General features: G+C 71.1%; 20 protein-coding genes. 6 read left to right on the top strand and 14 right to left on the bottom strand.

The window, feature by feature from the left end; all coding sequences use genetic code 11:
- Positions 1 to 358: 358 nt before the first annotated feature.
- Positions 359 to 2,464, bottom strand: a complete 2,106-nt coding sequence (locus A3IC_RS0150650) for a HelD family protein (protein ID WP_020557703.1) — start codon at positions 2,462 to 2,464, stop codon at positions 359 to 361.
- A gap of 408 nt (positions 2,465 to 2,872) precedes the next feature.
- On the opposite strand from A3IC_RS0150650, the gene A3IC_RS0150645 reads away from it, so the two are divergent.
- Positions 2,873 to 4,189, top strand: coding sequence for a M14 family zinc carboxypeptidase (locus tag A3IC_RS0150645; RefSeq protein WP_020557702.1), 1,317 nt, complete (start codon positions 2,873 to 2,875; stop codon positions 4,187 to 4,189).
- 87 nt (positions 4,190 to 4,276) lie between these two features.
- Here the strand turns inward: A3IC_RS0150645 and otsB are convergent, their stop codons facing one another.
- The 3 genes from otsB to A3IC_RS0150630 are packed head-to-tail and all read right to left on the bottom strand — an operon-like array spanning position 4,277 to position 6,162.
- On the bottom strand, positions 4,277 to 5,131 hold the full coding sequence (otsB, locus tag A3IC_RS0150640) for a trehalose-phosphatase (RefSeq protein ID WP_020557701.1): 855 nt from the start codon (positions 5,129 to 5,131) through the stop codon (positions 4,277 to 4,279).
- Positions 5,132 to 5,141: 10 nt separating this feature from the next.
- Positions 5,142 to 5,813: a LytR C-terminal domain-containing protein gene (locus A3IC_RS0150635; protein ID WP_020557700.1), complete on the bottom strand. Its 672-nt coding sequence runs from the start codon at positions 5,811 to 5,813 to the stop codon at positions 5,142 to 5,144.
- A 13-nt stretch (positions 5,814 to 5,826) separates the two neighbouring features.
- Positions 5,827 to 6,162 carry a DUF3263 domain-containing protein gene (locus tag A3IC_RS0150630; protein WP_020557699.1) on the bottom strand — a complete coding sequence of 112 codons (336 nt, stop codon included), beginning with the start codon at positions 6,160 to 6,162 and terminating at the stop codon, positions 5,827 to 5,829.
- A gap of 159 nt (positions 6,163 to 6,321) precedes the next feature.
- Here A3IC_RS0150630 and A3IC_RS0150625 point away from each other — a divergent pair, with 159 nt between their 5' ends.
- Complete coding sequence (locus A3IC_RS0150625) at positions 6,322 to 6,666, top strand: cupin domain-containing protein (protein WP_020557698.1); 345 nt, start codon at positions 6,322 to 6,324, stop codon at positions 6,664 to 6,666.
- A gap of 75 nt (positions 6,667 to 6,741) precedes the next feature.
- Here the strand turns inward: A3IC_RS0150625 and A3IC_RS0150620 are convergent, their stop codons facing one another.
- From A3IC_RS0150620 to A3IC_RS0150605, 4 genes are all read right to left on the bottom strand, one after another.
- Positions 6,742 to 7,674, bottom strand: coding sequence for a carbohydrate ABC transporter permease (locus tag A3IC_RS0150620; protein WP_020557697.1), 933 nt, complete (start codon positions 7,672 to 7,674; stop codon positions 6,742 to 6,744).
- Positions 7,671 to 8,582, bottom strand: coding sequence for a carbohydrate ABC transporter permease (locus A3IC_RS0150615; protein WP_020557696.1), 912 nt, complete (start codon positions 8,580 to 8,582; stop codon positions 7,671 to 7,673). Before A3IC_RS0150615 ends, A3IC_RS0150620 begins: the two co-directional genes overlap by 4 nt.
- Positions 8,583 to 8,626: 44 nt before the next feature.
- Positions 8,627 to 9,943 carry an extracellular solute-binding protein gene (locus tag A3IC_RS0150610; RefSeq protein WP_020557695.1) on the bottom strand — a complete coding sequence of 439 codons (1,317 nt, stop codon included), beginning with the start codon at positions 9,941 to 9,943 and terminating at the stop codon, positions 8,627 to 8,629.
- 411 nt (positions 9,944 to 10,354) lie between these two features.
- Positions 10,355 to 11,146 carry a DeoR/GlpR family DNA-binding transcription regulator gene (locus tag A3IC_RS0150605; RefSeq protein WP_020557694.1) on the bottom strand — a complete coding sequence of 264 codons (792 nt, stop codon included), beginning with the start codon at positions 11,144 to 11,146 and terminating at the stop codon, positions 10,355 to 10,357.
- Positions 11,147 to 11,391: 245 nt separating this feature from the next.
- Between A3IC_RS0150605 and A3IC_RS72275 the strand changes: the two genes are divergently transcribed.
- Positions 11,392 to 12,348: an ROK family protein gene (locus A3IC_RS72275; protein WP_020557693.1), complete on the top strand. Its 957-nt coding sequence runs from the start codon at positions 11,392 to 11,394 to the stop codon at positions 12,346 to 12,348.
- Complete coding sequence (gene nagA / locus A3IC_RS0150595) at positions 12,345 to 13,487, top strand: N-acetylglucosamine-6-phosphate deacetylase (protein WP_020557692.1); 1,143 nt, start codon at positions 12,345 to 12,347, stop codon at positions 13,485 to 13,487. Before A3IC_RS72275 ends, nagA begins: the two co-directional genes overlap by 4 nt.
- A 43-nt stretch (positions 13,488 to 13,530) precedes the next feature.
- Here nagA and A3IC_RS0150590 read toward each other — a convergent pair whose 3' ends face one another.
- Positions 13,531 to 14,634 (bottom strand): ADP-ribosylglycohydrolase family protein, encoded by a 1,104-nt coding sequence (locus tag A3IC_RS0150590; RefSeq protein ID WP_020557691.1) that lies wholly within the window; start codon positions 14,632 to 14,634, stop codon positions 13,531 to 13,533.
- Between the two features lie 216 nt (positions 14,635 to 14,850).
- On the bottom strand, positions 14,851 to 17,448 hold the full coding sequence (locus tag A3IC_RS0150585) for a bifunctional FO biosynthesis protein CofGH (RefSeq protein ID WP_026219699.1): 2,598 nt from the start codon (positions 17,446 to 17,448) through the stop codon (positions 14,851 to 14,853).
- Positions 17,449 to 17,722: 274 nt separating this feature from the next.
- Here A3IC_RS0150585 and A3IC_RS0150580 point away from each other — a divergent pair, with 274 nt between their 5' ends.
- Positions 17,723 to 18,385, top strand: coding sequence for a Uma2 family endonuclease (locus A3IC_RS0150580; RefSeq protein ID WP_158696455.1), 663 nt, complete (start codon positions 17,723 to 17,725; stop codon positions 18,383 to 18,385).
- Positions 18,386 to 18,467: 82 nt separating this feature from the next.
- Here the strand turns inward: A3IC_RS0150580 and A3IC_RS0150575 are convergent, their stop codons facing one another.
- The 3 genes from A3IC_RS0150575 to A3IC_RS0150565 all read right to left on the bottom strand — a co-directional run bounded on the left by A3IC_RS0150575 (position 18,468) and on the right by A3IC_RS0150565 (position 22,228).
- Entirely contained in the window at positions 18,468 to 20,243 is a 1,776-nt protein-coding gene (locus A3IC_RS0150575; protein ID WP_020557688.1) for an N-acyl-D-amino-acid deacylase family protein, read from the bottom strand.
- A gap of 161 nt (positions 20,244 to 20,404) precedes the next feature.
- Positions 20,405 to 21,193 carry a glucose 1-dehydrogenase gene (locus tag A3IC_RS0150570; protein WP_020557687.1) on the bottom strand — a complete coding sequence of 263 codons (789 nt, stop codon included), beginning with the start codon at positions 21,191 to 21,193 and terminating at the stop codon, positions 20,405 to 20,407.
- 87 nt (positions 21,194 to 21,280) lie between these two features.
- Positions 21,281 to 22,228 (bottom strand): TIGR03619 family F420-dependent LLM class oxidoreductase, encoded by a 948-nt coding sequence (locus A3IC_RS0150565; RefSeq protein ID WP_020557686.1) that lies wholly within the window; start codon positions 22,226 to 22,228, stop codon positions 21,281 to 21,283.
- A 117-nt stretch (positions 22,229 to 22,345) separates the two neighbouring features.
- Between A3IC_RS0150565 and A3IC_RS61305 the strand changes: the two genes are divergently transcribed.
- Complete coding sequence (locus A3IC_RS61305; RefSeq protein WP_020557685.1) at positions 22,346 to 23,185, top strand: enoyl-CoA hydratase/isomerase family protein; 840 nt, start codon at positions 22,346 to 22,348, stop codon at positions 23,183 to 23,185.
- A gap of 174 nt (positions 23,186 to 23,359) precedes the next feature.
- Here A3IC_RS61305 and A3IC_RS0150555 read toward each other — a convergent pair.
- Positions 23,360 to 24,472, bottom strand: a 1,113-nt coding sequence (locus A3IC_RS0150555) for an AMP-binding protein (protein WP_020549508.1), incomplete at its 5' end; no start/stop codon positions are given.

Here is a 24,472-nt window from a genome sequence, read left to right as displayed (position 1 = left end):
GAGCCGGGCCCACTGGTCCCGCAGCGTCACGGTCGCGGACTCCTGGATGCGTTCCACCCGGCCAGCATGGCAGAACGAGCGAGCGAAGCCGACCACCAACCGGTCCGACACACGCGGTTCACCCGTATCGGATGTGGATCGCACGCGCCTTATTGGGCGCCTTCGGCGCCGGCTCGCGAGGGGCCGCCTTTTTCTCTCCCCCGCTTCGCTCCTCCGAGAAAAAGGCGGCCCCTCGCTCGGGACGGTGTGTCCCTCCGCTTCGCTCCGGGTCACACCGTCCAAGNTTTGCGGCTCCGCCGCTCTCCGCGCTTCGCGCGTCGATCGCTGGGGGCGGCCGAGGGCGGGGGCGCTGACGCGCCTAGGGGGCGGCGGGGGGCACCGGGAGGGGGCGCGCGTGCAGCACGATCAGTCCGGACACCGCGCGGGTGAGGACCACGTAGAGCCGGCGCAGCCCCTGGGCCTCGGCGTCGACGATCTCGGCCGGTTCGGCGACCGCGACGTGGTCGAACTCCAGTCCCTTGGCCAGGGACGCGGGCACCACGCTGATCCGAGCCTGCTCGGCGTCGCCGTCCGCACCCAGCACCCGGTGCGCGACACCGTCCGCGCGCAGTGCGGCGGCCACCTCGGACACCCGCGCGTCGGCGCAGATCAGGCCGATCGAGCCCTCGTGGTCGAGCAGTTCGGCGGCCGCCTCGGCTGATCGCGCGGCCAGTTCGTCGGCCGCGACCGGGCGCAGTTCCAGTGCGCCCGCCGCCTGGCGAACCGAGGACGCGGGTGCCAGGCCCGGCGCGATCAGCGGCAACAACCGACTGGCGAACTCCAGGATCTGCAGCGGCACCCGGAAGCCCCGGGTCAACTCCTCGATCCTGGCCCCCTCGTGTCCCAGGTGATGCAGCGTCTGCTGCCAACCGGGGGTGGCCCACGGCGTGGTGCCCTGCGCGATGTCGCCGAGCACCGTCGCCGAGCCGGTGGAGCAGCGCCTGCCCACCGCGCGCAACTGCATCGGGGACAGGTCCTGCGCCTCGTCGATCACCACATGCCCGTAGCCGCCGGTGCGGTAGAGCAGGTCGGTGGTCTCGTCCACGAGCACCGCGTCGGCCACGGTCCAGCGCGCGGATCCCACCCCGCGCGGCGGCGTGGCCCAGCCGATCGCGGCCTGTTCCTCGGCGCTCAGCACGCCGTCCGCGCACGCGGCCCGGAAGTCGGCGTCGCCCAGCAGCCGGAACACCAGCTTGAGCGGGTCCACCGCCGGCCACATCGCGTCCACCGCCGCCTTGACCGGCCGGCTGCGCGCGACCGCGTCCTGGACCCGGTCGTCCGGGGACTCGCCGCGCTCCTCCATCTTGGTCAGCAGCGCGTGTGCGATGCGCTGCCGAAGCATGTCGCGGGCCGCGCCGTAGCGCACGTCGCGTGTGCGCAGCGCGGCGACCAGTTCCTCGACCTCGTACACCGCGAGCCGCCAGGTGCGCGAGTCGCGGACCACGGCCACCGACTCCGTCGGCGCGCTCAGTCCCGACCACACCGCGCGGCGCAGCACCTCGGCCATCCGCGCGTCGCCCTTGATCGTGCCGGACACCGCCTCGTCCAGCGCCCGGACCTTGATCTTGGAGGTGCGGGTGACCAGGTCCTCGACGGTGGTCTGACCGACCTCGATCTCGCCGAGGGCGGGCAGCACCTGCTGGATGTAGTCGAGGAAGGAGCGGTTCGGGCCGACCACCAGGGTGCCGCTGCGGGCGAGGCGGTCCCGGTAGGCGTACAGCAGCCAGGCCACCCGGTGCAGGCCGACGGCGGTCTTGCCGGTGCCGGGCGCGCCCTGCACGCACAGCGTGTGGCCCAGGTCGGAACGCACGATCTCGTCCTGCTCGGGCTGGATGGTCGCCACGATGTCGCGCATCGGGCCCACGCGCGGGCGCTCGATCTCCGCCGCGAGGATGCCGCTGGCGGTGTCGACCTCGTCCGGGTCGGTCAGGTGCTCGTCCTCGAACGCGGTCAGCTCGCCGGCCGTCCAGCCGAAGCGGCGGCGCAATTCGACACCGAGCGGATCGGCCCGGTTGGCCCGGTAGAACGCGCGGGACAGCGGCGCGCGCCAGTCCACCACCATCGGGTCGCCGAGTTCGTCGTGTACGTGCCGGCGGCCGATCCAGAAGGATTCGACGGGCTTGTTCGGGTCGGCGCTCACCTCGGCCGGTTCGGCGCCCTCGACGCCGTCGGCGAATCGGCCGTCGACCCGGCCGAAGAACAGTGGTGAGCCGGCGTGGTCGGCCAGTGCGGCGATGCGCTTGGCGATCAGGTGCTGGGCGGTCTCGTTGGCGACGGCGGTGGCGCCGACGTCGCGCAGGTCGAGCGCCTCGGTCTCCTCGCGCATCCGGCGCAGTGCGGCGCGGGAGGCGTCCAGGTAGGCGCGTTCGACGGCGAGCGCGTCGGAAGTGGGCAGGGCGGGGCCGGTGGTGGCAGGCGCGGACATGGCTCTCCGGTTCGTGGCGGCGAGAATTCGGAGCCCGGCCGTGTGCCATGCCACGTCCTGGTGCGCCCCTGCGGAGGGCGCGGGCCGAGTGCCCGAAGGCGGTGGCCCGCGCGGCCCACCGGTGCCGGGCGCCGAGGACGATTCCCGATCACTGCACTGGGTGGGACAGCGGAATCAGCGAGCCTAGGCCAGTCCGCCTCTGCCATCAACTCCCTTCGCCGGGCCATGCTCGGTTGCCGGCGCGGAACGGGCGGGCGCGGACGCCCGACGGGCCGGGCGGACGCGGTGCGGCAGGCGTGGTGCAGCGGCGCGGTGGGGCGGGCGTAGTGGAGCGGGCGCGGTGCGGCGGGCGCGGCGGCAGTCGCGATGCGGCGGTCATGGTGAGAACAAGGGGAGGGTGGTTCGGGGATGAGGGCGTGGGCGACGCGGGCGGTGCTCGCGATGGCGCTGGTGGCCGGGGTCGCGCTCGCGCCGACCCCGGCGGGTGGCGGGCGCGGCGGGCGGGTGCCGACCGGGTTCGAGCGGCGCGGCGGCACCGCCTGGACGACCCCGGCCGAGGAGCGGGACTACCTGCGCGACCTGGTCGCGGCGGCGCCGGGCCCGGAGCGGGCCGGGTGGGGGGCCGCGCGGGTCGACGTGACCCGGGTCGGCACGAGCGCTCGCGGCCGGGCCCTGGAGCTGATCACCGTGGCCGGCGCGCGGTCGGTGTCCGAGCCGGTCCGGGTGTTGTTCGTCTGCGGCCAGCACGGCGACGAGCCGGCCGGCCGGGAGGCGTGCCTGAAGCTGGTCCGCGACCTGGCCGCCGACCGCTCACCCGCGGGACGTCGGCTGCTGGAGCGCGTCACCGTACTGGTGCTGGCCACGCCGAATCCGGACGGGGCGGCGGCGGGTACCCGTGCGACCGCCGAGGGGTTGGACCTCAACCGGGATCACGTGGCGGTGAGTTCGCCCGAGGCGCGGGCGATCCGCCGGGTGCTGCGCGAGGCACGCCCGCACATCGTGCACGACCTGCACGAGTTCACCGAGCCGACCGGCACGGCTGCCACGCCGACCCTGTACCTGTGGCCGCGCAATCTCAATGTGGCGCCCGAACTACGGTCCCTGGCGATCGAGTTGGCGCGCGATCGGATCGGTACGGCGCTGCCCGCGGCGGGCTGGGCGGCGGGCGTCTACGGCGAGGACACCACCGGTCGACGGCTCGGTGGCGACGGGGACGAGCGACTGTTGCGCAACGCGGCCGCGCTGGACCACGCGGTGGCGGTGCTGGTCGAGGTCGGTGCGCGACCCGTCTCGGCGCTGGAGCGCGCGGATCCGGGCCTGTTGGGCCGGCGGCGGGTGGCCGCGCACCTGGTGGCCGCGCGGGCCACGCTGCGGATGGCCGCCGAGCGCGGCGACGCGATCACGGCGGCGGTGCGCACGTCCCGGGAGCGGGCCGCGCGCGGCGCCGCGGCGGTGTACTTCGACGGCGCCGACAACGTCCCGGCGGGCCGCGGCGCGGTCGCGCCGATGCCGTGCGCGTATCGACTGACGCCGGACCGGTACCCGAGTGCACGGGTCGCGCTGGCCGAGCACGGCATCCGGGTGGAGCCCGACCTGCGGGTGGAGACGGCGCAACCGGCGGGCGCGATGGCCGCGTTGCTGCTGGACCCGCGGGCACGCTTCGCGGTCGCGGCGGCGATCCCCGAACCGTGCGCGGGAGGTTCGGGGATCGCCGGCGCGTCCTGACCGTGCGCGCGTACGTACGGGCCAACCGGCGGCCGGGTGCGCGGACGGTGCCCGGCGGCAGGTCCCGTCGGGTCCGTCGAACCGGACCTATCCGGCCGATTCGACGTGGTCGGCGAGGGCGGTGAGCAGGTCGGCGACGCCGTCGGGGCCGGCGACGACCAGGTCGGCGCGTTCGGCGAGGGCGTGCACCTCGGCCGAGCCGCTGCACACGGTGAGGCCGGCGGTGCCCTGGTCGCGCACCTCCTCGACGGCTTCGAACGCGGCGATGTCGCCGAGGTCGTCGCCCGCGAACAGGACCGAGCCGGCCTGCGTCTCCTTGAGGAAGCCGGTCAACGCCCGGCCCTTGTCCATCCCGCGCGGACGCAGTTCGAGCACGTAGCGGCCGGGCTCGACGGCCAGGTCGTGCCGCGCCGCCAGCTCGTCGAGCGGGTCGCGCAGCAGCGCGAGGGCCGCGTCCGGGTCCGGCGCGCGGCGGGTGTGCACGGCGAGTGCGCTGCCCTTGTCCTCGACCCAGGTGTCGTTCCACAGGTCGATCGCCTGGAGCAGGCCGGGCAGCGCCAAGCGCACCTCGTGCACCCCGCGCGGCGGCTCCGGCGCGCTGACCCGGCCGGTCGCCGCGTCCCAGCGCTCCAGGCCGTAGTGGCCGAGCACGACGAGGCGTTCGAGGCCGGGCACGCCGCGAAAGCGGCCGTACTCGACGGCGACCGCGGCCGGACGACCGGTCACGATCACCACCGCGGCCAGGTGCGGGGTCAGCCGGGACAGCGCGGTCACCGCACGCGTGTCCGCGCGCGCCTGATCCGGGCGGTCGACGATCGGAGCCAGTGTGCCGTCGAAATCGAGGGCGACGACGGCTCGGGCCGGCTCACCGAGCAACGCGGCAAGGCCCGCTCGCCCGGCCGGCGTGATGGGTTCGGGCAGCGTGGACCGGTTCGTGGTCATGCCGTCCAACCTACCCAGTGGTCAGCGAACCGAGCAGACGATCGGCCAGCGGGACCACCTGGTCGTCGACCACGATCACGGTGAGTCGACGCTGCGGGATGCCGCCGAAGGTCGGCTTGATCCGGTCGATCCCGGGCAGCGCGGCGGCCAGCGCACGGGCCTGCTTCTCCTGCCCGGCGGGGTGGTAGACGGTGGTGGCCGGGACCGAACCGCGGAACACGTCCGTCCCGGTCACCTCCCAGCCCGCCGCCTCCAGCCGTCGGGCCATGCGCTTCGCCAGCGCGGGCACCTTGCTCTGGTCGAGCAGCACCACCTTGCCGTTCGCGCCCCGCGGCGGCGCGGGCGCCTGGGCGGGCGGCACCGGGTGGGCCGGCGCGGGCCCGGACGTGTACCGGGCGCGGTCCGCGGCCACCCGGGAGGCGGGCTCGCCCCGGCCGATCGCGAGCACGCCGGCCACGAGGCAGATCGCCAGCAGCGCGGCCGTCGGGATCAGGCCGCGTCGCGGGTGCTCCCGTGCGGGTTCGGCTCGGGGGCGCGGCCCGCCGATCGCATCGCGCCCGGGTGCCGCGCGGTCCGGGTCCGCCCGGGGTTCCTCGGCCTCGAGGTCCTCGTTGGTCCAGATCAGGCCGTACCGCCCGAAGCCGTCGAAGACCTCGTACTCGTCCCTGCGGCGCGAGAACACCCCGGGCCGTCCCTCAGTGCCCGGGACGGCGCACGGTGGACCGAGCCTGCTGCCGGGCCTCGCGCAGTCGCCGCAGCCGCTGGACCAGCATCGGGTCGTGCTCCAGGGCCTCCGGCCGGTCGAGCAGGGTGTTCAGCACCTGGAAGTAGCGGGTGGCGGAGAAGCCGAAACGATCGCGTACGGCGCGTTCCTTCGCGCCGGCGTGCTTCCACCACTGACGCTCGAATTCGAGGATGTCCCGGTCCCGGTCGGACAGCCCGCCCGCGGGAACCGGTTCGGGCGGACGCGGCGCGGCGCCCTGCCCGGGAATCACGGGCGACTCGGGCCGCGCGTCGTGTTCCTCGCCCATCGGTCACCCCTTCGGTACCTCGCCCGGGCCCGTCGACCCGCTTTCGGCATTGTGCCCGCCCGTGCCGACGGGCCACCGCACCGGCACGGTGATTCGCCGGAAAAGCCCATGAATCACCCGCGGGAGGGGATCTGCGCGGAGCCCTATATGCTCCGCCGCATGTCTACTTTTGCCGTCCATATCCCCGCCGCCGAACTCGAAGCCGACCCGCTCGACCCGGCTCAGATCGTCTCCGGCACGCCCGAGGTCTCGGGCAAGGTCCTGTGGGAATCCGAGGACGGCAGGCAGATTCGCGGCATCTGGCAGATCACCCCGGGCGTGGTGACCGACACCGAGGCCAACGAGCTGTTCGTGGTCGTCTCCGGTCGGGCCACGATCGAGATCCGCGGCGGCGCGACGATCGAGGTCGGCCCGGGCGACGCGTGCGTGCTCCAAGAGGGCGACGAGACGGTGTGGACGGTGCACGAGACGCTGCGCAAGGCGTACCACATCACCCTGCCGTAGCCACCGGACGCGGACGCGGCGAAGCCCACAGGCCCCGAGACCTGTGGGCTTCGCGCTCCCCGGAGTCGGCCGGACCTACTTGACCGACCCGGCCGTCAGACCCGACACGACGTGCTTCTCGATGTAGGCGAACAGGATCACCACGGGCACGATCGCCACCACCGAACCGGCGAACAGGTACTGCCATTCGACCCGGTAGGCGCCGAGGAAGCTGTTGATGCCGACCGTGAGCGGTTGCTTGTCCGGCGTGGTCACCAGCACCAGCGCGACGGTGAACTCGTTCCACGCCGCGATGAAGGTGAAGATCACCGCCGTGACGATGCCGGGCATCGCCAGCGGCAGGGTGACCCGACGCAGTGCCCCGAGACGGGAGGCACCGTCGATCATCGCGGCCTCTTCCAGCTCGACCGGGATCGCGCTGAAGTAGGCGGTCAGGATCCACACCGAGAAGGCCAGGTTGAACGCGCCGTTGACGAGCACGAGCGCCCAGTACGAGTCGAGCAGATCCAGGATGTAGAACTCCCGGTACAGCCCGACCAGCAGTGACGTCGGCTGGAACATCTGGGTGACCAGCACGAGCAGCAGGAAGACGCCCCGGCCGCGGAATCGCTTGCGCGCGGTGTAGTAGGCCGCGGGCAGCGAGACCACCAGCACGAGCAGCGTGGACATGCCGGCGACCAGCAGCGAGACCTTGAGGTTGTCGCCGAGCGTGGACTTGTCCCACACGTCGACGAAGTTGGCCCATTCGAACTTCGAGGGCACGTAGCCGTCGCTGGTCAGTTCGTCCTTGGGTCGCAGGGCGGTGATCGCCATCTCGACGTAGGGCAGGACGAAGACGATCGCGATCACCCAGGCGAGCGCACCGAACCACAGCTGCTTTTGGCTGTACTTCGAGCCCCCGAGTACGGACTTCCCGCGTCCGGGAGAAGTGCCGCCGCCCGAGGCGGCCGCGGGCTGCTTCGCGGCGCCGGTGCCCGGCTTGCGGCCGGCGGCGGTGCTCGTGCTCATCGGTCGGTCTCCTTGTTACGGCTGACAACGAGGAAGAACGCGACCAGGATGATGATCATCGCGAAGTTGGCCACGGACATCGCGGCGCTCTCCCCGATGTCGGACGCCTTGAGCTGGTACATGAACACCGTGGTCGTCGCGGTCTCGTAGCCCGGACCGCCGTTGGTCATCGCCCAGATGATCGGGAACGAGTTGAAGACGTTGATCAGGTTGATCACCACCGCGACCAGGATCGCGGGCTTGAGCAGCGGCAGCGTGATCGACAGGTAGGTGCGCCACGTGGACGCGCCGTCGATCTTGGCCGCCTCGTACACCTCGCCGGGAACCGTCTGGAGCCCTGCGAGCAGCGTGTACGTGGTGAACGGCAGCGAGACGAAGACCGCGACCGCCATCATCCACGGCATCGCCGTGGAGGGCCTGCCGAGCCAGTCCTTGCCCGCGTCCATCAGATGCAGGTCGACCATGAGCGTGTTGATCGCGCCGTGGGTCTCGTGCAGCATCCACTTGAAGACGACGGCGGTCATGAAGACCGAGGCCGCCCACGGCACGATCATCGCCCAGCGGGCGAACCGCCGGCCGGGGAAGTGCTGGTTGAACAGCTGGGCCAGGAACAGCGACAACACGAGGGTGATGGCGACGACCACCAGCACCCAGACCACGGTGTTCCACAGCACGGCCACGAAGTCCGGCTCGTCGAACAACTTCTTGTAGTTGTCGGTGCCGTTGGATCCCACCACGATGCCGGTGCGGCGGATGCGCTGGAAGGAGCTCCAGACCATCACGACCACGGGCCACAGGACCACGACACCGATGAGGAGGACGGCCGGGCCGATCCACGGCAGCGGGGCCAGCGCCTTCTTGACTCTGGTGACGACGGTAGGCGCTCTGCGTACGGCGGTTTCGGCCACGGGGCCGTCCTCCTCCTTCGGTGCTCGGACGTATCTGTGGTGCGTCAGCTCTTCTGCTGCGCGACCGCCGCTTCGGCTTCCTTCTGGAGCTGGTCCAGCACGTCCTTGGGCGACTTGCCGGAGACCGCGCTACCGAGCTGTTCCTTGATCTTGGGCGAGAGCACGTCCCACGCGACGTCGTTCAACGGGTAGAACTTCGCCTTGGGCAGCAGGTCGATGTAGGGCTTGAGACCGGCGTTGGCGGGGTTGGTCGTCATCTTGGCCATCACCGACTTGGTCACCGGCGGGAAGCTGTACTGCTCCTGGAACTTGATCTGCTGGTCGGTGCTGAACGCGTGGTCCAGGAACGCCTTGATCTGGTCCTTGTGGCCGTTCTTCTTGAACGCCATCATCCAGTCGCAGACCCCGAGGGTCTCGTTCAGCGGGCCCGCCTTGCCGGGGATCGGCGCGGTCGCGTACTTGAGGTTCGGGTAGTCCTTCTTCAGCGTGGCGATCATGGTGGGGTTGCTGTTCACCATGCCGACGCTGCCGCCGTAGAAGTCCGTGTAGACGTCCTTGCGGTTCTTGGTGCCGGGGTTCGACTCGGTCAGACCACCCTTGACCAGGTTGTCGTTGACCCAGTTCAGCGCCTCGACGTTCTGCGCGCTGTTGACCGTGTACTTGCCGTTGGTCTGGTAGCCGCCACCGTTGCCCAGCGCCCAGTTCATGAACTCGCCCTGGGCCTCCTCCTTGCCCAGCGGCAGGCCGAAGGGCGTCGCCACGCCGGCGGCCTTGAGCTTGGTCGCGGCGGCCTTGAGCTCGTCCCACGTCTTGGGCGGGTCGGTGATTCCGGCCTTGGTGAACAGATCGGTGTTGTAGATCAATTGCCGGGTGCTGGAGGTGAAGGGAATGCCGTACTGCTTCCCCTTGACCGTCGCGGCGGGCGTGAAGGAATCCACGAAATCGGCCTTGGTGGCGGGCGACATGACGTCGTCGACCGGGTAGAGCAGGTCGTCGACGACCTTGTCCGCATAACCGCCGGTCTGCAAAAGGTCGGGCATGTCGTTGTTCTGGATCATGGTCGCGACCTGCTTGTCGATGTCATCCCAGTTGATGACCTGCAGGTTCACCTTGATGCCGGGGTTTTTCTCGTTGAAACTCGAGATCACCCCGTTCCAGTACTTCTGCATGCTGCCGTCGCCGCTGCCGTAGTCGGCCACGACCAGCTTGATCGTCCCGTCCTTGGGCGCACCCGCCGCGCCGGAGGCGCCGGGCGCCGCCTTGTCGCCGTCGTCCTTCTTGTCGTCCGAGCCACCACACGCTGACAGAAGCAGTGCGGCCGACAGTCCTGTCGCCGCCAATGCCATCTGGTGCCGCTTCATCGCAGTACCGCCTTCATGCCTTCGGGAAAACAGGACCGTTGGTGAGGGTTTGGTCGCACTAAACCCATGCACATGCTTGCGCAAAACTGTTCGCAACGCGGGTTTGAAGAAAACTCTTGAGCAGCATCGAGCATTTTGCGGACTCGCCGTGTCGGCAGTCAACACCTCGCCGGAAGAAAGGTCTACACCAATCCGAGGATTCGGAGGAGGGTTGGAGGAAGTTTGCAGAGTAATTCGTTACCCATGCGGGCGCGCATCGAGAAGAACCGGCACAGAGGGTGCCGGTTCGATCCCGCGAATGATCCATCGAGTTGGTTGATCAACGAGTACGCGAATGCCCCGAACGCGCGAACGCGCCCGCCGGGAAGGCGGGCGCGTGGGGTCCGGGCGGGTCGGGCGCCAGGGCCGGATTCAGACCCGGATGACCCGAACGCCCGCGTCGACGAAGGCCGCCGCGGTCTCCTCGGTCGCCGCGGTGTCGGTGACCAGTACGTCGATCCGATCCAGCGGGCAGATCCGGGCGAACGCTCGACGGCCGAGCTTGGAGGAGTCCGCAGCCACCACCACCCGGCCCGCGCCGGCGGCCATCAACTGGTTGATGCTCGCCTCGCCCTCGTGGTGGGCGCTCGCGCCGTGCTCGACATCGATCGCGTCGACGCCCAGGATCGCCACGTCCAGGGCCACCTCGCGCAGGATGCCGGTGGCCAACGGGCCGATCAGTTCGTAGGACTGGGTGCGCGCCACACCCCCGGTGACCACGATCTTCACGTGCCGGCGCACGGCGAGTTCGCCCGCGATGTTGAGCGCGTTGGTGACGATCGTGAACGCCTGCGCGTTCGAGTCGCCCTCGGTGTGCAGGTCGGCCCGGGCCACCAGGGCGCGGGCCACCTCGGTCATCGTGGTGCCGCCGTTGAGCCCGATCGTCTCTCCCGGCTTGACCAGCGCCGCGGCGGCCTGCGCGATGCGCTGCTTCTCGGACGCGTGCCGGGCGGTCTTGTAACGCAGCGGCAGGTCGTAGGAGACCGCGTGCGCGACCGCGCCGCCCCGGGTGCGGGTCAACATCTGCTGCTGGGCGAGCTGATCCAGGTCGCGGCGGATCGTCGCGGGCGAGACGTCCAGCTCCGAGGCCACGTCCTCGACCTCCAGCCGGCCGTGCTTGGCCAGCAGCTCCAGGAGCGCACCCCACCGCTCGTAACGGCTCACCCGTGACCTCCCGCCCTGTCCGACAGCCCCGGCCGACTCGTGTCGGATCGTTCGGGACATCCTCGCGGGCGCCCCACACGTGTCGAGCATCGGGGCTTCCGTGAACCGCCGCTCACTCGACGATGCTGTTGCATGTTCATGTTTTCAACTGCTATCCAGTGAGCACAAACGCGCATTCTCGGATCCACCCGCCCTCGGGCTCACAATCTGCCCCACCTACCAGACTTGAGACGCCGATGCCGCACGTGAACACCCCGCCGTCCGACCTGTCCGGCGCGGACTGCGTCGTCGCACTCGATGTCGGCGGCACCGACATCAAGGGCGGCGTGGTCGACGCGGGCGGCAACCTCGTCTACAGCGAGCGGCGTCCCACCGGCCGGACCGCGGGCCCCAACGCGGTGGTCGCGGGCATCGTCGACTTCGCCGCCGCGCTGCGCGAGCGCGCGGTCGAACTCGGCGGCGTGCCGCGGGCGGCGGGCGTCGTGGTGCCGGGGATCGTGGACGATCCGGCGGGTGTCGCGGTGTGGTCGGCCAGCATCCAGTGGCGCGAGGTACCGCTGCGTTCGCTGATCGCGGACCGGCTCGGCCTACCGGCTGCTTTGAGCCACGACGTGCGCACCGGCGCGCTGGCCGAGGGCCGGCTCGGCGCGGGACGCGACTGCGACAACTTCCTGTTCGTGGCGATCGGCACCGGGCTCGCCTCGGTACTCGTGCTGGGCGGGCGCCCCTACCCGGGCGCGCACGGACAGGCGGGCGAGATCGGCCACATCACCGTGCGTCCGGGCGGCGGCAGATGTACGTGCGGGGCGGTCGGCTGTCTGGAGGCGCACTTCTCCGGACCCGCCATCGCGCACGCGTTCGCGGAGGCCGCGCCGGGCGACGACCCGCCGCTGAGCGCGGCCCAGGTGGTGGCCCGGGTGGCGGCCGGCGACACGGTCGCGGCGGCCGTGTGGGGCCAGGGTCTGTCCGCGTTCGCGGACGGCCTGCTCACCGGTCTCGCGCTGTACGACCCGAAGTTGCTGGTGATCGGCGGCGGGCTCTCGCTCGCCGGGGAACAGCTGTTCAACCCCTTGCGGACGTTGCTCGCCGAGCGCGCCGTGGTCCAACACGTGCCGCCGCTGGTGACCGCGGCGCTCGGGGACGAGGCCGGCTGCCGAGGCGCCGGCCTGATCGCGTGGGACACCTTGGAGGTGCGCGGGTGACGGTGCTCGGCAATGCGCGAGTGGTGCTGCCCTCCGGGGTGGTCGAGGGCGCTTCGGTGGGCGTGGTCGGTGACCGGATCGCCTTCGCCGGCCCGGGCCTGCCGGCCGGTCCCGAGCCGGTGGTCGACGTCGCGGGCGGCTGGATCGTGCCGGGCTTCGTGGACATGCACGTACACGGGGGCGGCGGCGGTTCGTACACCTCCGGCGATCCGGACGAGGCGGTGCGGGTGGCCGAATTCCATCGCTCGCACGGCACCACGACCACGGTGGCGAGTCTGGTCACCGCGTCCCCGGCGGAGCTGCTGCGGATCGTGTCCGAGCTGGCCCCGCTCGTGCACGACGGCCGACTGGCCGGACTGCACCTGGAGGGCCCGTACCTGAGCGCGGCCCGCTGTGGCGCACACGATCCGACCCAGTTGCGCGCGCCCGACCGGGACGAGGTCACCGCGTTGCTGAAGGCGGGCAGCGGCGCCATCCGGATGCTCACGCTGGCCCCCGAACTGCCCGGCGGCATCGAGTTGGTACGCCGACTGGCCGACGAGGGGGTGATCGCCGCGGTGGGGCACACCGACGGCACCCACCGCGAGACGCGCGCGGCGCTGGCCGCGGGCGCGAGTGTGGCAACCCACCTGTTCAACGCGATGCGCAGCGTGCACCACCGCGAGCCGGGACCGGTCACCGCCCTGCTCCAGGACAGCGACGCGGTGGTCGAGTTGATCAACGACGGCGTGCACCTGCACTCCAGTGTCGTCAACCTGGCGTACGCGAGCGCGGGCCCGGACCGGGTCGCGTTCATCACCGATGCGATGGGCGCCGCGGGCATGCCGGACGGCGTGTATCCACTGGGCGTGATGACCGTGGACGTGGTCGACGGCGTGGCCCGGCTGGCCGACGGCGACTCGATCGCGGGCAGCACGCTGACGCTGGACCGGGCGCTGCGCAACGGCGTCGCGGGCGGTCTGCCGATCGCCGATGTGGTCCGCTCGCTGTCCGCGACTCCCGCCCGGGCACTGGGCATCGCCGATCGGGTCGGCACCCTGGAGCCGGGCAAGCGGGCCGACCTGGTGGTGCTCGACGACGCACTGCGAGTACGCGCGGTAATGGCCTGCGGCGCGTGGGTGGACCACCGCCGACCCTGATCGCCGAGAGCTCCGGCCGCCTCGAAGTCGGGGCGGCCGAGCCTCAGTTGGCCGGATAGCGCTTGACCCAGGAGGTCTCGCCGGCCTCGGGGCCGTGCAGCGTGGTGCCCTGCGTCATCTCCATCGCGAAGTCGTCGGCCAACTCCAGGATCGCGCCGCGGCCCTCCAACTCGGCGACCAGGTCGGCGGGCAGCACGGTGTCGCCGTGCATCGCGCCCAGCAGGTTGCCGCAGATCGACCCGGTCGAGTCGCTGTCACCACCGTGATTGACCGCGAGCAGCAGCCCGGTGCGCATGTCCGGGGCCACCAGCGCGCAGTACAGCCCGATCGACAGGGCCTCCTCGGCCGTCCAGCCCTGGCCCAGCGCCTCCACCCGCTCCGCCGACGGCACCCCGGCGCGCACCGCGGCCAGCGCCGCCTCGATCGCGCTCGCCGTCTCGGTGTGCTCTGGGCGGGCCTTGACCAGATCCAGCGCCACCCGCACGCCCTCCTCCAGCGGGGCACCCTGCATGACCGCGTGCACGATCACCGCGAACGCGCCCGCCGAGAGGTAGCCGGTGGGGTGACCGTGCGTCAGCACCGCGCATTCCAGCGCGAGTTGGAAAACCAGCTCGGGCCGCCAGCCGACCAGCAGGCCGAACGGCGCCGAGCGCATCACCGCCCCGCAGCCCTTGGAATCGGGGTTCTTGGGCCGCTCCAGCGTGCCCATCACGCTTTCGTCCTCCAGGCCGCGCAGACAGGCGGACCCGGGCGCACGCGAGCTGTACAGCCACTCCTCGCGGACCAGCCAGCCCTCGTCCTTGCGCTCGTCCGGCCCCCACTCGCTCTGCGTCGCCTTCCAGCGCAGATACGCGCCGTGCAGGTCGGTCGGCGGATGCCAGGCCCCGGTGTCGCGCCGCACGTGCGCGCGGATCAGGCCCTCCACCGTGAACAACGTCATCTGCGTGTCGTCGGTGATCGCGCCGTGCCGGTGATACGCCGTCACATACCCCACGACGCCGTCGGCGCCGTGTTGTGCGCGGATCTCCGCGAGACTGAGGAACTCGATGCCCGCGCCGAGCGCGTCACCGATCGCGCCACCGACCAGGCACCCCCGTACCCGTGCCCGAAAGTCCTGCAACCGGTCTCTGGACCACAGTGCGGCCATGTGTGTTCTCCCTCCCCCGACACCCCACCGCAGCGTACCGGCGGCGGGTCACCCAGGGGTCGTACACGCGTCCTACATCGTGTGGTCGGGGGTCGGTCGTGCCCGGTGCGGCGCCGGTGCGGGTGTTCCCGGCCGGCGCGGCGGGAGCGGGCCCGATCGGCCGATCTCGTCCGTGCGCGGGCCCCGGGGCGGCGTGCCGTCCCGGGGCCCGCGTGCTCAGTTGGTCAGGATCGGGAGCATGATCTTCTCGACCTCGGCGTCGTGGCGACGGGCCACCTCCTGACGCTCGGCGCTCACCTCGCCGTAGGTGGTCGTGCGCTGGCGGGCGCGCCTGCCGAGCGAGGCGGCCATCGCCTCCAGTTCGGCGATCGACTTCTTGGAGCCGTTGTCGGCGCCCGCCATCCTGGAGATGGTCTCCTCCATGAGCGTGCCGCCCATGTCGTTCGCGCCGCCTTCGAGCATCAGGTTGGTGCCCTCGACGCCGAGCTTGACCCAGCTGGTCTGGATGTTGTCGATTCTGCCGTGCAGCAGGATCCGGGCCATCGCGTGCACGGCCCGGTTGTCCCGCAGCGTCGGCCCCGGGCGGGCGATGCCGGCCAGGTAGACGGGCGCGTTGGTGTGCACGAACGGCAGCGTGACGAACTCGGTGAAGCCGCCCGTCTCCTCCTGGATACGGCCGAGCAGACGCAGGTGGCCCAGCCAGTGCGAGGGCGTGTCCACGTGGCCGTACATCATCGTCGACGAGCTGCGGATGCCCAGCTCGTGCGCGGTCTTGACCACCTCGACCCAGGTCGCGGCGGGCAGCTTGCCCTTGGTCAGGATCCAGCGCACGTCGTCGTCGAGGATCTCGGCGGCGGTCCCGGGGATGGTGTCCAGGCCCGCCTCCTTGGCGGCGGTCAGCCAGTCGCGGATGGACATCCCGGTCCGGGTCGCGCCGTTGACCACCTCCATCGGCGAGAACGCGTGCACGTGCATGTCCGGTACGCGCTTCTTGACCTCGCGCGCGATGTCGAAGTACGCGGTGCCGGGCAGGTCCGGGTGGATGCCGCCCTGCATGCACACCTCGGTCGCGCCGACCGCCCAGGCCTGTTCGGCCCGCTCGCCCACCTGGTCCAGGGAGAGCGTGTACGCGTCCGCGTCGGTGCGCCGCTGGGCGAACGCGCAGAAGCGGCAGCCGGTGTAGCAGACGTTGGTGAAGTTGATGTTCCGGTTGACGATGTAGGTGATCTCGTCGCCGTTCACCGCACGACGCAAGTCATCGGCTATTCGGGCGAGTTCATCCATCGCGACGCCATCGCAGTGGAACAGCGCGAGGGCCTGGTCGTCGGTCAGTCGGGTCGGGTCGGCGGCGGCTTGGCCGAGCGCCGCCCTGACGTCCGAGTCGAGCCGGACCACCGATCCCGTGGCGCCGTCGGCGACCTGTTCGCGCAACGACTCCCAGTCGCCGTACACGTTGTCGAAGTCGTCTCGGCGGTCGGTGGTGCGGCCGGTGGTGTCGATGCTCACGTGCAGGTCGGTGCGGCCGGTCGCGGCGGCGAAGATGTCCTCGGGATCCTGCCAGGGCAGCCCCTCGGGGCACTTGCCCTCGATCGCGAGCCCGGTCTCCGGATCGGACAGCGCGCGCACGTGCGGCAGCACCCGCGGGTCCACCCACGGCTCGCCGCGCTGGATCACCTCGGGGTAGACGTTGAGCCGCTCGCGCAGCGTGAAGCCCGCCTCGGCGGTCCGCGCCGCGAGCAACTCGATCTGTGGCCAGGCGAGTTCGGGGTTGACGTGATCGGGAGTGAGCGGCGAGACGCCGCCCCAGTCGTCGATGCCCGCCGCGATCATCAGCGCGTACTCCTCGCCGATCAGGTTCGGCGGGGCCTGCACCCGGATCTTGGGTCCCAGCACGATCCGGGAGACGGCGATCGCGGCGGCCAACTCGACCAGATCGGCGTCCGGTGTCGAGCGCATCGCGGTGTCCGGCTTGGCCCGGAAGTTCTGCAGGATGACTTCCTGGATCGAGCCGTACTGCCGGGCGACCTTGCGCATCGCGAAGATCGACTCGGCCCGCTCGGTCATGTTCTCGCCGATGCCGATCAACAGGCCGGTGGTGAACGGGACGTTCGAGCGCCCGGCGTCCTCCAGCACCCGCAGCCGCACGGCCGGTTCCTTGTCCGGCGAGCCGTGGTGCGGGCCGCCGGGCTCGGACCACAGCCGGGTCGCGGTGGTCTCCAGCATCATCCCCATCGACGCGCTGACCGGCTTGAGCCGTTGGAAGTCGGTCCAGGACAGCACCCCGGGGTTGAGATGCGGCAGCAGACCGGTCTCCTCCAGCACCCGGATCGACATCGCCCGCACATACGCGAGCGTGTCGTCGTACCCGTGCGCGTCCAGCCATTCGCGCGCCTCCGGCCAGCGGTCCTCGGGCCGGTCGCCGAGCGTGAACAGGGCTTCCTTGCAACCGAGCGCGGCGCCCTCGCGGGCGATCCCGAGCACCTCGTCGGGGCTGAGGAACATCCCGTGGCCCTCGCGCCTGAGCTTGCCGGGGACGGTGACGAAGGTGCAGTAGTTGCATCGGTCGCGACACAGTCTGGTCAGCGGGATGAACACCTTTCGGCTGTAGGTGATCACCCCGGTGCGGCCGACCGCCTCCAGCCCGGCATCGCGTACGCGCGCGGCCGATCGACTCAGATCGGTCAGGTCCGTGTCGCGCGCGTGCAGGAGCACGGCCGCTTCCGAGACGTCGAGCATGACCCCGTCTCGGGCTCGCCGCAGCGCCCGCCGCATCGAACTCTCGGTGGGACGTCCCTCGTTGCGGGTCGGGGTCATGCGACACCTCGCTGTCGTCGCTGTTGCTCGGGCTGAATCGGCGGGCCGACCGCACCTCGTACGCTCCGACCAACCGACAAACGGGAGCCGACGCGACGTCGTCCCCCGAACAGACCAAGGGTAGGCGCGCTCGATCCAGGGCATTGCGACTCGTGTCGCACGTCACGTGGCCGGCGGGCGGCTGCGACGGACACGGTCGGTGAACCCGAGGCTGCGCCATTCGGGTGACCTTCGACCGACTCGGTCGTTGGATTGTTCGGACCAGACAAGGACCGTGCCGGTGGTCGTGGAGAGTGTCACAATCGGGGCAGGTCGGGGCGACACGAAGGCGGTGCTACGAATGGCGGCTCTCCCCGCGCAGTCGCACGTCCAGCCCTGGACTGTGGACGAATGGATCGCTCTCAACGAGGACGCGCCGGACGGCAGCCGGTACGAACTCGTCGACGGGAGCGTGCTCATGAGCCCGCCGCCATCCATGGGCCATCAGCTCGCCGGGGATCGACTTGCCCGGATCCTGACGGATGCCGCCCCAGCAGGGCTCATTCCGGTGACTGCGACCGGCATCCCCATGGGGGACCGCACGGCCCTGATCCCCGACCTGTTGGTCGTCGATCTCACGGCCTTCGCCGACGATGCCAAGATGCCCGATCCTTCGCAGGTACACCTGGTCGTCGAGATCGTTTCTCCGTCCACCACGACCACCGACCGCACCCTCAAGCCCGCCAAATACGCCGCCGCCGGCATCCCCCACTTCTGGCGTCTGGAAACGGCACGGTTCCGCGGGCTCGGGGTCGAGCGGCTGCCGGTGCTGTTCGCCTACACGCTCGATGCCGATGGGGAGTACCGACTGACCCGACGGCTCCCCGCCGGCACCACTGTCCGAATCGAGGACCCCTTCCCGGTCGAACTCGACCCCGCCGACCTCGTCGTGTCGTAGGCGCTCCCGCCCGATCCGCCGCCCCGGACGTGGAGCGGCGGCGTACGGGAGGACCCCCGTACGCCGCCGAGTTCCTGGTGGGTCAGACCGAGACGGTGACCGTGTCCTTGCCGGAGCGCAGCAGCGTGCCGTTGGCGGCGCCGGTGGTCTGCCCGTCGCGGATGGTCTCCACGCCGTTGACCCGGACGCTGACCACGCCGGTGGATTCGCTGGTCAGTCGCGGGCTGTCGCCGGGCAGGTCGTGCATCAGCCGGGCCGGGCCGGAGCCGACGGTGGCCGGGTCGAACAACACCAGGTCGGCGTGGAAGCCCTCGGCGATCCGGCCGCGGTCCTTGAGGCCGAACAGTTCGGCCGGCTCGGTGGTGAGCATCTGCACCGCGCGCTCGAGCGAGACCAGCTTGCGGCCGCGCAGCATGTCGCCCAGGAAGCGGGTGGTGTAGGTGGCACCGCACATCCGGTCCAGGTGCGCGCCGGCGTCCGACCCGCCCAGGATCACGTGCTCGTTGTCCCACACCTGCTGCCGCAGGTCCCACGACGCCTGGTCGTTGTCGGTGGGCATCGGCCACAACACCGTGCGCAGGTCGTCGTTGATGCAGATCTCCACGAGCGTCCAGAAGTCGTCCTGGCCGCGCTCCTTGGCGATGTCCGCGACCACTCGGCCGGACAGGCCCTCGTTGGCCTCGGAGTAGGTGTCACCGATCACGTAGCGGCCGAAGTCGGCGAGCCGGCGGAAGACGCCCGCCTCGGGGCTGTCCGCGTTGCGCAGCATCTCCGCGCGCACGTCGGCGTCGCGCAGCTTGGCGATGCGCTCGGGCACCGGCAGCGACAGGATCGGGCCCCAGCCCGGGATCAGGTTGAGCGCGCAGTAGGTCAGGAAGGACATGTTCATCGGGACCAGGACCGGCATGGTCAGGATGACGATCCGCCCGCCCGCCTCCTTGGCCTTCTCCGACGCGTGGATCTGGCGCGGCGCGCGGTCGGGCGCGGCGGCGTCGACGGTGAGCACGTTCCAGTTCATCGGCCGACCGGCCGTCGTGGTCATCTTGACCAGCAGGTCGATTTCCTCATCCGAGAACTTGTCCAGACAGCCGGCGACGATGACCTCCAGCTGGGTGCCCTCGTGCTTGCCGACCTCCTCGCACAGCGCCAGGATCTCGGCCGGCGTCGCGGCCCGGGACGGGACCGGGTTGCCGTCCCCGTCGGTGTGGTTGGACTGACCGGTGGAGAAGCCGAGCGCTCCGGCCTCCATCGCCTTGCCCAGCTCGACCACCATCGCCGCGACCTGCTCGGGCGATGCCTCCTTGCCGACCGAGTCGGCGCCCATCACGTAGCGGCGGATCGCGCAGTGCCCGGCCATGAAGCCGGCGTTCACCGCGATCCGGCCCTCCAGCTTGTCCAGGTACTGGGCGAAGGTCTCCCAGCTCCAGTCCACGCCGTTCTCCAGCGCGGGCAGCGCCATTCCCTCGACCTTGGCCATCATCCGCCGGGTGTAGTCGGCGTCCTCGGCCTTGAGCGGCGCGAGCGTGAAGCCGCAGTTGCCGCCGATGATCGTGGTCACGCCGTGGTTGACCGAGGGCGTGGCGTACGGGTCCCAGTGCAGCTGGGCGTCGTAGTGGGTGTGCGGGTCGACGAACCCGGGTGCCAGAACCAGGCCCTCGGCGTTCTCGGTGCTCGCCGCCTCTTCGGTTATGCCGCCGGCGGGGGTGACGGCGACGATCCGCCCGTCCCTGATGCCCACGTCTCCCAGGAAGGACGGCGCGCCCGTCCCGTCGACGACGGTGGCTCCGGTGATGACGTGGTCCAGCATGGCGAAGCTCCTTCTGCCCTCGGTGTTGCCCGCGAGCGCGGCCGACCGCATGCCCGCGCATGCCCGGCCCCGCCCACCCACGAAACTGATGGTACGTCAGATGTACGAGGTCGCCAGGGGTCCGCGCGGGATGAGACGGGGCTCACCCGAGTCATGCCACAGCGGCATATCTCGATGGCGGATCGAGGCGGCCCGCGAAGGCCCACGGGTACTCAGAAGAGCTTCACACCCGCCATCCAACCGCCGTCGACGACGATGTGGGTGCCCGTCATGTACGAACTGTCGCCACTCGTCAGGAACAGCGCGGCGGTCGCGATCTCGTCCGGCTCGCCGATCCGGGCCAAAGGTATGCCGCCGAACACCTCACTCACCGGGTCCGGCTCACCCGGCGCCGGGGTCGGTGCGGTCAGGCCGTCGATGTCGCCCGGGTTGGTCATCGGCGTACGGACGCCGCCCGGACAGATCGCGTTGACCCGAATCCCCGGTCCGGCCTCCAGCGCGGCCACGCGGGTCATCGCGAGCACCGCGCCCTTGGTGGAGGCGTAGGCGACCAGGCCCTCCATGCCGGCCAGGCCCGCGTAGGACGCGATGTTGACGATCGTGCCCGGGCCGCCTGCCGCACGGATCGCGGGCAGTGCGGTCTTCATGCCCAGGAACGTGCCGAGCTGGTTCACCTCGACGATCCGCAGATATGCCGCCCGGGACATCTCCTCGATCGGGTCGAAGGCCAGGATTCCGGCGTTGTTGACCAGCCCGTCGAGCCTGCCGAACGCGCCGACGGCGGCTTGCACCGCGCGCTGCCAGTCGTCCTCGTCCGACACGTCCAGGTGTACGTAGCGGGCCGCGTCGCCGATCTCCTTCGCCGCCGCCTCACCCGCCTCGTCGAGGATGTCGGCCAGTACGACCCGCGCCCCCTCGGCCGCGAACAGGCGGGCCTCCACAACCCCCTGACCACGTGCCGCGCCGGTGATCAGGACCACCCTGCCGTCCAGCTTGCCCATGCGAACTTCCCTTCCGAGAACGGAGACTGATGGAGCGTCAGAGCATCGTGCGAGGTGTGCCCGGCGCGCCGGCGCGCGGCGTCGCGGTCAGGAGAGCTGCGGCGCGACCTCGGCGGCGAACCGTGCGATCTGGTCGAGCAGCTCGGCCAGGTCGCGGCTGCGGAAGCGGACCTGGATCTGGTTCGCACCCTGCTCGCCGTACCAGCGCAGCGACTCGGCGAGCTTGTCCGGGCTGCCGCTGAGGGTGTTCGCGCCGACGTCCCAGCCCGCCTCGCCGACATAGAGCATCTCGGTGATCGCGCCGATGTCCAGGCGCTCCTCGGCGCGGCCGAACTCCTCCTGGTAGCGCAGCAGTTCGGCCAGCTGATCAGGGTAGGTCGCGCGCGGGCTGCCCTGCGGCAGCCAGCCGTCGCCGTACTTGGCCACCCGCTTGAGCGCCGCGCCCGCCGAGCCGCCGATCCAGATCGGCGGACGGGGGGTCTGCACCGGACGCGGCAGCGCGCCCATGTCGCTGACCTGCCAGCGCTCGCCCGCGAAGGTCACGTACTCGTCCCGCAGCGCGAGGTCGAGCAGTTCCAATGCCTCGTTGAGCGCCTTGCCCCGGGTCTTGAAGTCCACCCCGAGCATCTCGAACTCGGCCTCGACGTGTCCCGCGCCGGCGCCGACGATCGCCCGGCCCTTGGAGATCCGGTCCAGCGTGGCGAACGCCTTGGCCGACATCATCGGGTGCCGGTAGGCGAGAACCGACACGTGACTGATCAGTCGGATCCGCTCGGTGATGCCCGCGAGCCAGCCGAGCGTGGTCATCGTGTCCCACCACTCGGTCCCCATCGCGCCGGCATGGCTGCGCGGGATCGCGGTGTGGTCGCAGACCGCGATGTACGCGAAGCCGGCCCGGTCGCATGCCTGCGCGATCGCGGCCAGCTCGTCCGGTCCCGAGGTCTCCTCCCACGCCTCCGCGTACAGCTTGCTCTGCGACTGGATGGGCAGCTGCATGCCGACGTGCAGGGTGCCCGGGGGCAGGATCGCGGCCATGAAAGTGCCTCCGAGGGATCGAGGGAGATCGTTGGACTGTGGCGAACGCGTGTCACATACTCCGATCTAACGGGTCGTCAGACAAGGCCGAAGTACCGCTCCTGGAGGAACCGGACCGTGATCAACACCACCGACCCAAGCATCGACGAGGCCGAGGTGCGGATGCGGCTGGAGGTCGAGGAGGCCACCGGCATCGCGGTGCTGACGCTGTGTCGACCGGACAAGCTGAACGCGTGGAGCTGGGAGGCGACCCGGCAGTTGGGCATCATGGCCGACCGGATCCGCTTCGACGAGCGGGTCCGGGTGGTGCTGCTGCGAGCCGAGGGGCGAGCGTTCTGCGCGGGCATCGACGTCACCGCACCCGGCGGCGCGATCACCGGCCGCTCCGGCGCAGAGCGCACCCGCAACTACTACGAGGGCCTGCGCTGGGTACACGAGCGCTTTCGCGTCTTCGCCCGGCTGCCGCAGCCCGTGGTCGCCGCCGTGCAGGGCTACTGCCTGGGCTTCGGCTTCGAGCTCGCGCTGATGGCGGACATCCGGATCGCGGCCGACGATGCCAGGTTCGCGCTGCCCGAGGCACAGATCGGCGTCGCGGTGGACGCGGGCGGCGACATCCGGATCGCCCGGGAGGCGGGCGCGGGCTGGGCCAAGCTGCTGTCGCTGACCGGCCGCCGGATCGACGCGGCCCTGGCCGAGCGCCTGAACCTGGTCCAGGAGGTGGTGCCCGTGGCCGACCTGGACCGCACCGCCCGCGCCCTGGCCGAGGAAATCGCCGCCAACGCCCCCCTGGCCGTCCAGGGCATCAAACGCAGCATCGACACCTTCGCCGACGCCAACCTCGACACGGCCCTGGGCCTGACCGCGATGTCCGCGGCCCTGACCCTGGTCTCCGAAGACTCGACGGCAGGCTACGCGGCCAAGGCAGCCCGCCGCGCACCAGACTTCGAGGGCAAATAGCGGTCGGCCGGGCTCGGCCTCAAACGCCGGCCGGGCTGTTCACAGCCCGACCGGCACCTCGTCCCAAGGCCGGGCAAATCCAGCCCGGCCGGCGCTTGAGGCCACTCGGCCCCGCCGGCGCATGAGGCGAACCGGCCCGGCACCCGTGCGCATGAGGCCAAGAGCCGCTCCGCGTCAACGACGCGCCGCCTCCTCCGCGGCCCGCGCCCGGAGCTCGAACTTCAACACCTTGCCGCCCGGATTCCGCGGCAACTCGGTGACGAACTCGACCGCCCGAGGCACCTTGTAGTTCGCCATCTCCCGCCGGCAGAACGCGATGACCTCCTCGGCCGTGACCTCCGCCCCCGGCCGCAGCAGCAGGTACGCCCTGCCCACCTCGCCCATCCGCGCGTCCGGCACACCCACCACCGCCGCCTCCGAGATCGCCGGGTGCCCCGCGAGCACCGACTCGATCTCCGCCGGGTAGGCGTTGAAGCCCCCGACGATGAACATGTCCTTGATCCGGTCGGTGATCCTCAGGTTGCCGTGCCCGTCCAACACGCCCACGTCGCCCGTGTGCAGCCAGCCGTCCGCGTCGATCGCCCCGGCGGTCTCCTCCGGGTCCTCGAAATAGCCCTTCATCACGTTGTACCCACGCACCCACACCTCGCCGGACTCGCCCACGGCGGTCGGCTTCCCGTCCCCGTCCACGGTGACCACCTCCACCCCCGGGATGGCCCGCCCCGAGGTGGACGAGACGACCTCGGCCGAGTCGCCCTGCCGGCACATGGTGGCCGTACCGCACGACTCCGTCAGCCCGTACGCGGTGAGCACCGAGTCGAAGCCCAGTTCCCGCGCCATCCGGGTGACCAGGGACAACGGCACCGCCGCCGCCCCGGTGACCGCGAGCCGCAACGAGGACAGGTCGTACCCGCCGGCCCCCTCACGCGCCACCGCGTCCAGGAGCGACGTGTAGACCGTCGGCGCGCCCGGCAGCACGGTGACCCTCTCCTGCTGGATCACCGCCATCACGGCGTCGGTGTCGAAGACCGCCTGCGGAATCATCGTGGCCCCCTTGATCAGGCTCGCGACGATCCCCGCCTTGTACCCGAAGGTNNGGAAGAACGGGCTGACGATCAGGTACCTGTCGCCCTCGACGACACCGACCACCGACGCCCACGTGTCGAACACGCGCAACGTCTGCGCCTGGGTGGTCATCACACCCTTGGGCCGGCCGGTGGTACCGGAGGTGAAGATGATGTCGCCGATGTCGTCCGGACCCACGCCCGCCTTGCGGGCGTCCACCTC

Source organism: Embleya scabrispora DSM 41855, from assembly GCF_000372745.1.
GTDB lineage: Bacteria > Actinomycetota > Actinomycetes > Streptomycetales > Streptomycetaceae > Embleya > Embleya scabrispora.
The sequence above is the reverse complement of the archived record's forward strand: the minus strand, read 5'-3'. Positions and strand labels throughout refer to the sequence as shown.

Bases quoted from the DNA above. Each gene is read 5' to 3' on its own strand.
- A3IC_RS0150645 (WP_020557702.1), top strand. From the start codon at position 2,873: ATGAGGGCGTGGGCGACGCGGGCGGTGCTCGCGATGGCGCTGGTGGCC.
- A3IC_RS0150570 (WP_020557687.1), bottom strand. From the start codon at position 21,193: ATGGGCAAGCTGGACGGCAGGGTGGTCCTGATCACCGGCGCGGCACGT.
- A3IC_RS0150590 (WP_020557691.1), bottom strand. From the start codon at position 14,634: ATGGCCGCACTGTGGTCCAGAGACCGGTTGCAGGACTTTCGGGCACGG.
- A3IC_RS0150575 (WP_020557688.1), bottom strand. From the start codon at position 20,243: ATGCGGTCGGCCGCGCTCGCGGGCAACACCGAGGGCAGAAGGAGCTTC.
- A3IC_RS0150625 (WP_020557698.1), top strand. From the start codon at position 6,322: ATGTCTACTTTTGCCGTCCATATCCCCGCCGCCGAACTCGAAGCCGAC.
- A3IC_RS0150650 (WP_020557703.1), bottom strand. From the start codon at position 2,464: ATGTCCGCGCCTGCCACCACCGGCCCCGCCCTGCCCACTTCCGACGCG.
- A3IC_RS0150610 (WP_020557695.1), bottom strand. From the start codon at position 9,943: ATGAAGCGGCACCAGATGGCATTGGCGGCGACAGGACTGTCGGCCGCA.
- A3IC_RS0150620 (WP_020557697.1), bottom strand. From the start codon at position 7,674: ATGAGCACGAGCACCGCCGCCGGCCGCAAGCCGGGCACCGGCGCCGCG.
- otsB (WP_020557701.1), bottom strand. From the start codon at position 5,131: ATGACCACGAACCGGTCCACGCTGCCCGAACCCATCACGCCGGCCGGG.
- A3IC_RS0150565 (WP_020557686.1), bottom strand. From the start codon at position 22,228: ATGGCCGCGATCCTGCCCCCGGGCACCCTGCACGTCGGCATGCAGCTG.
- A3IC_RS0150630 (WP_020557699.1), bottom strand. From the start codon at position 6,162: ATGGGCGAGGAACACGACGCGCGGCCCGAGTCGCCCGTGATTCCCGGG.
- A3IC_RS0150585 (WP_026219699.1), bottom strand. From the start codon at position 17,448: ATGACCCCGACCCGCAACGAGGGACGTCCCACCGAGAGTTCGATGCGG.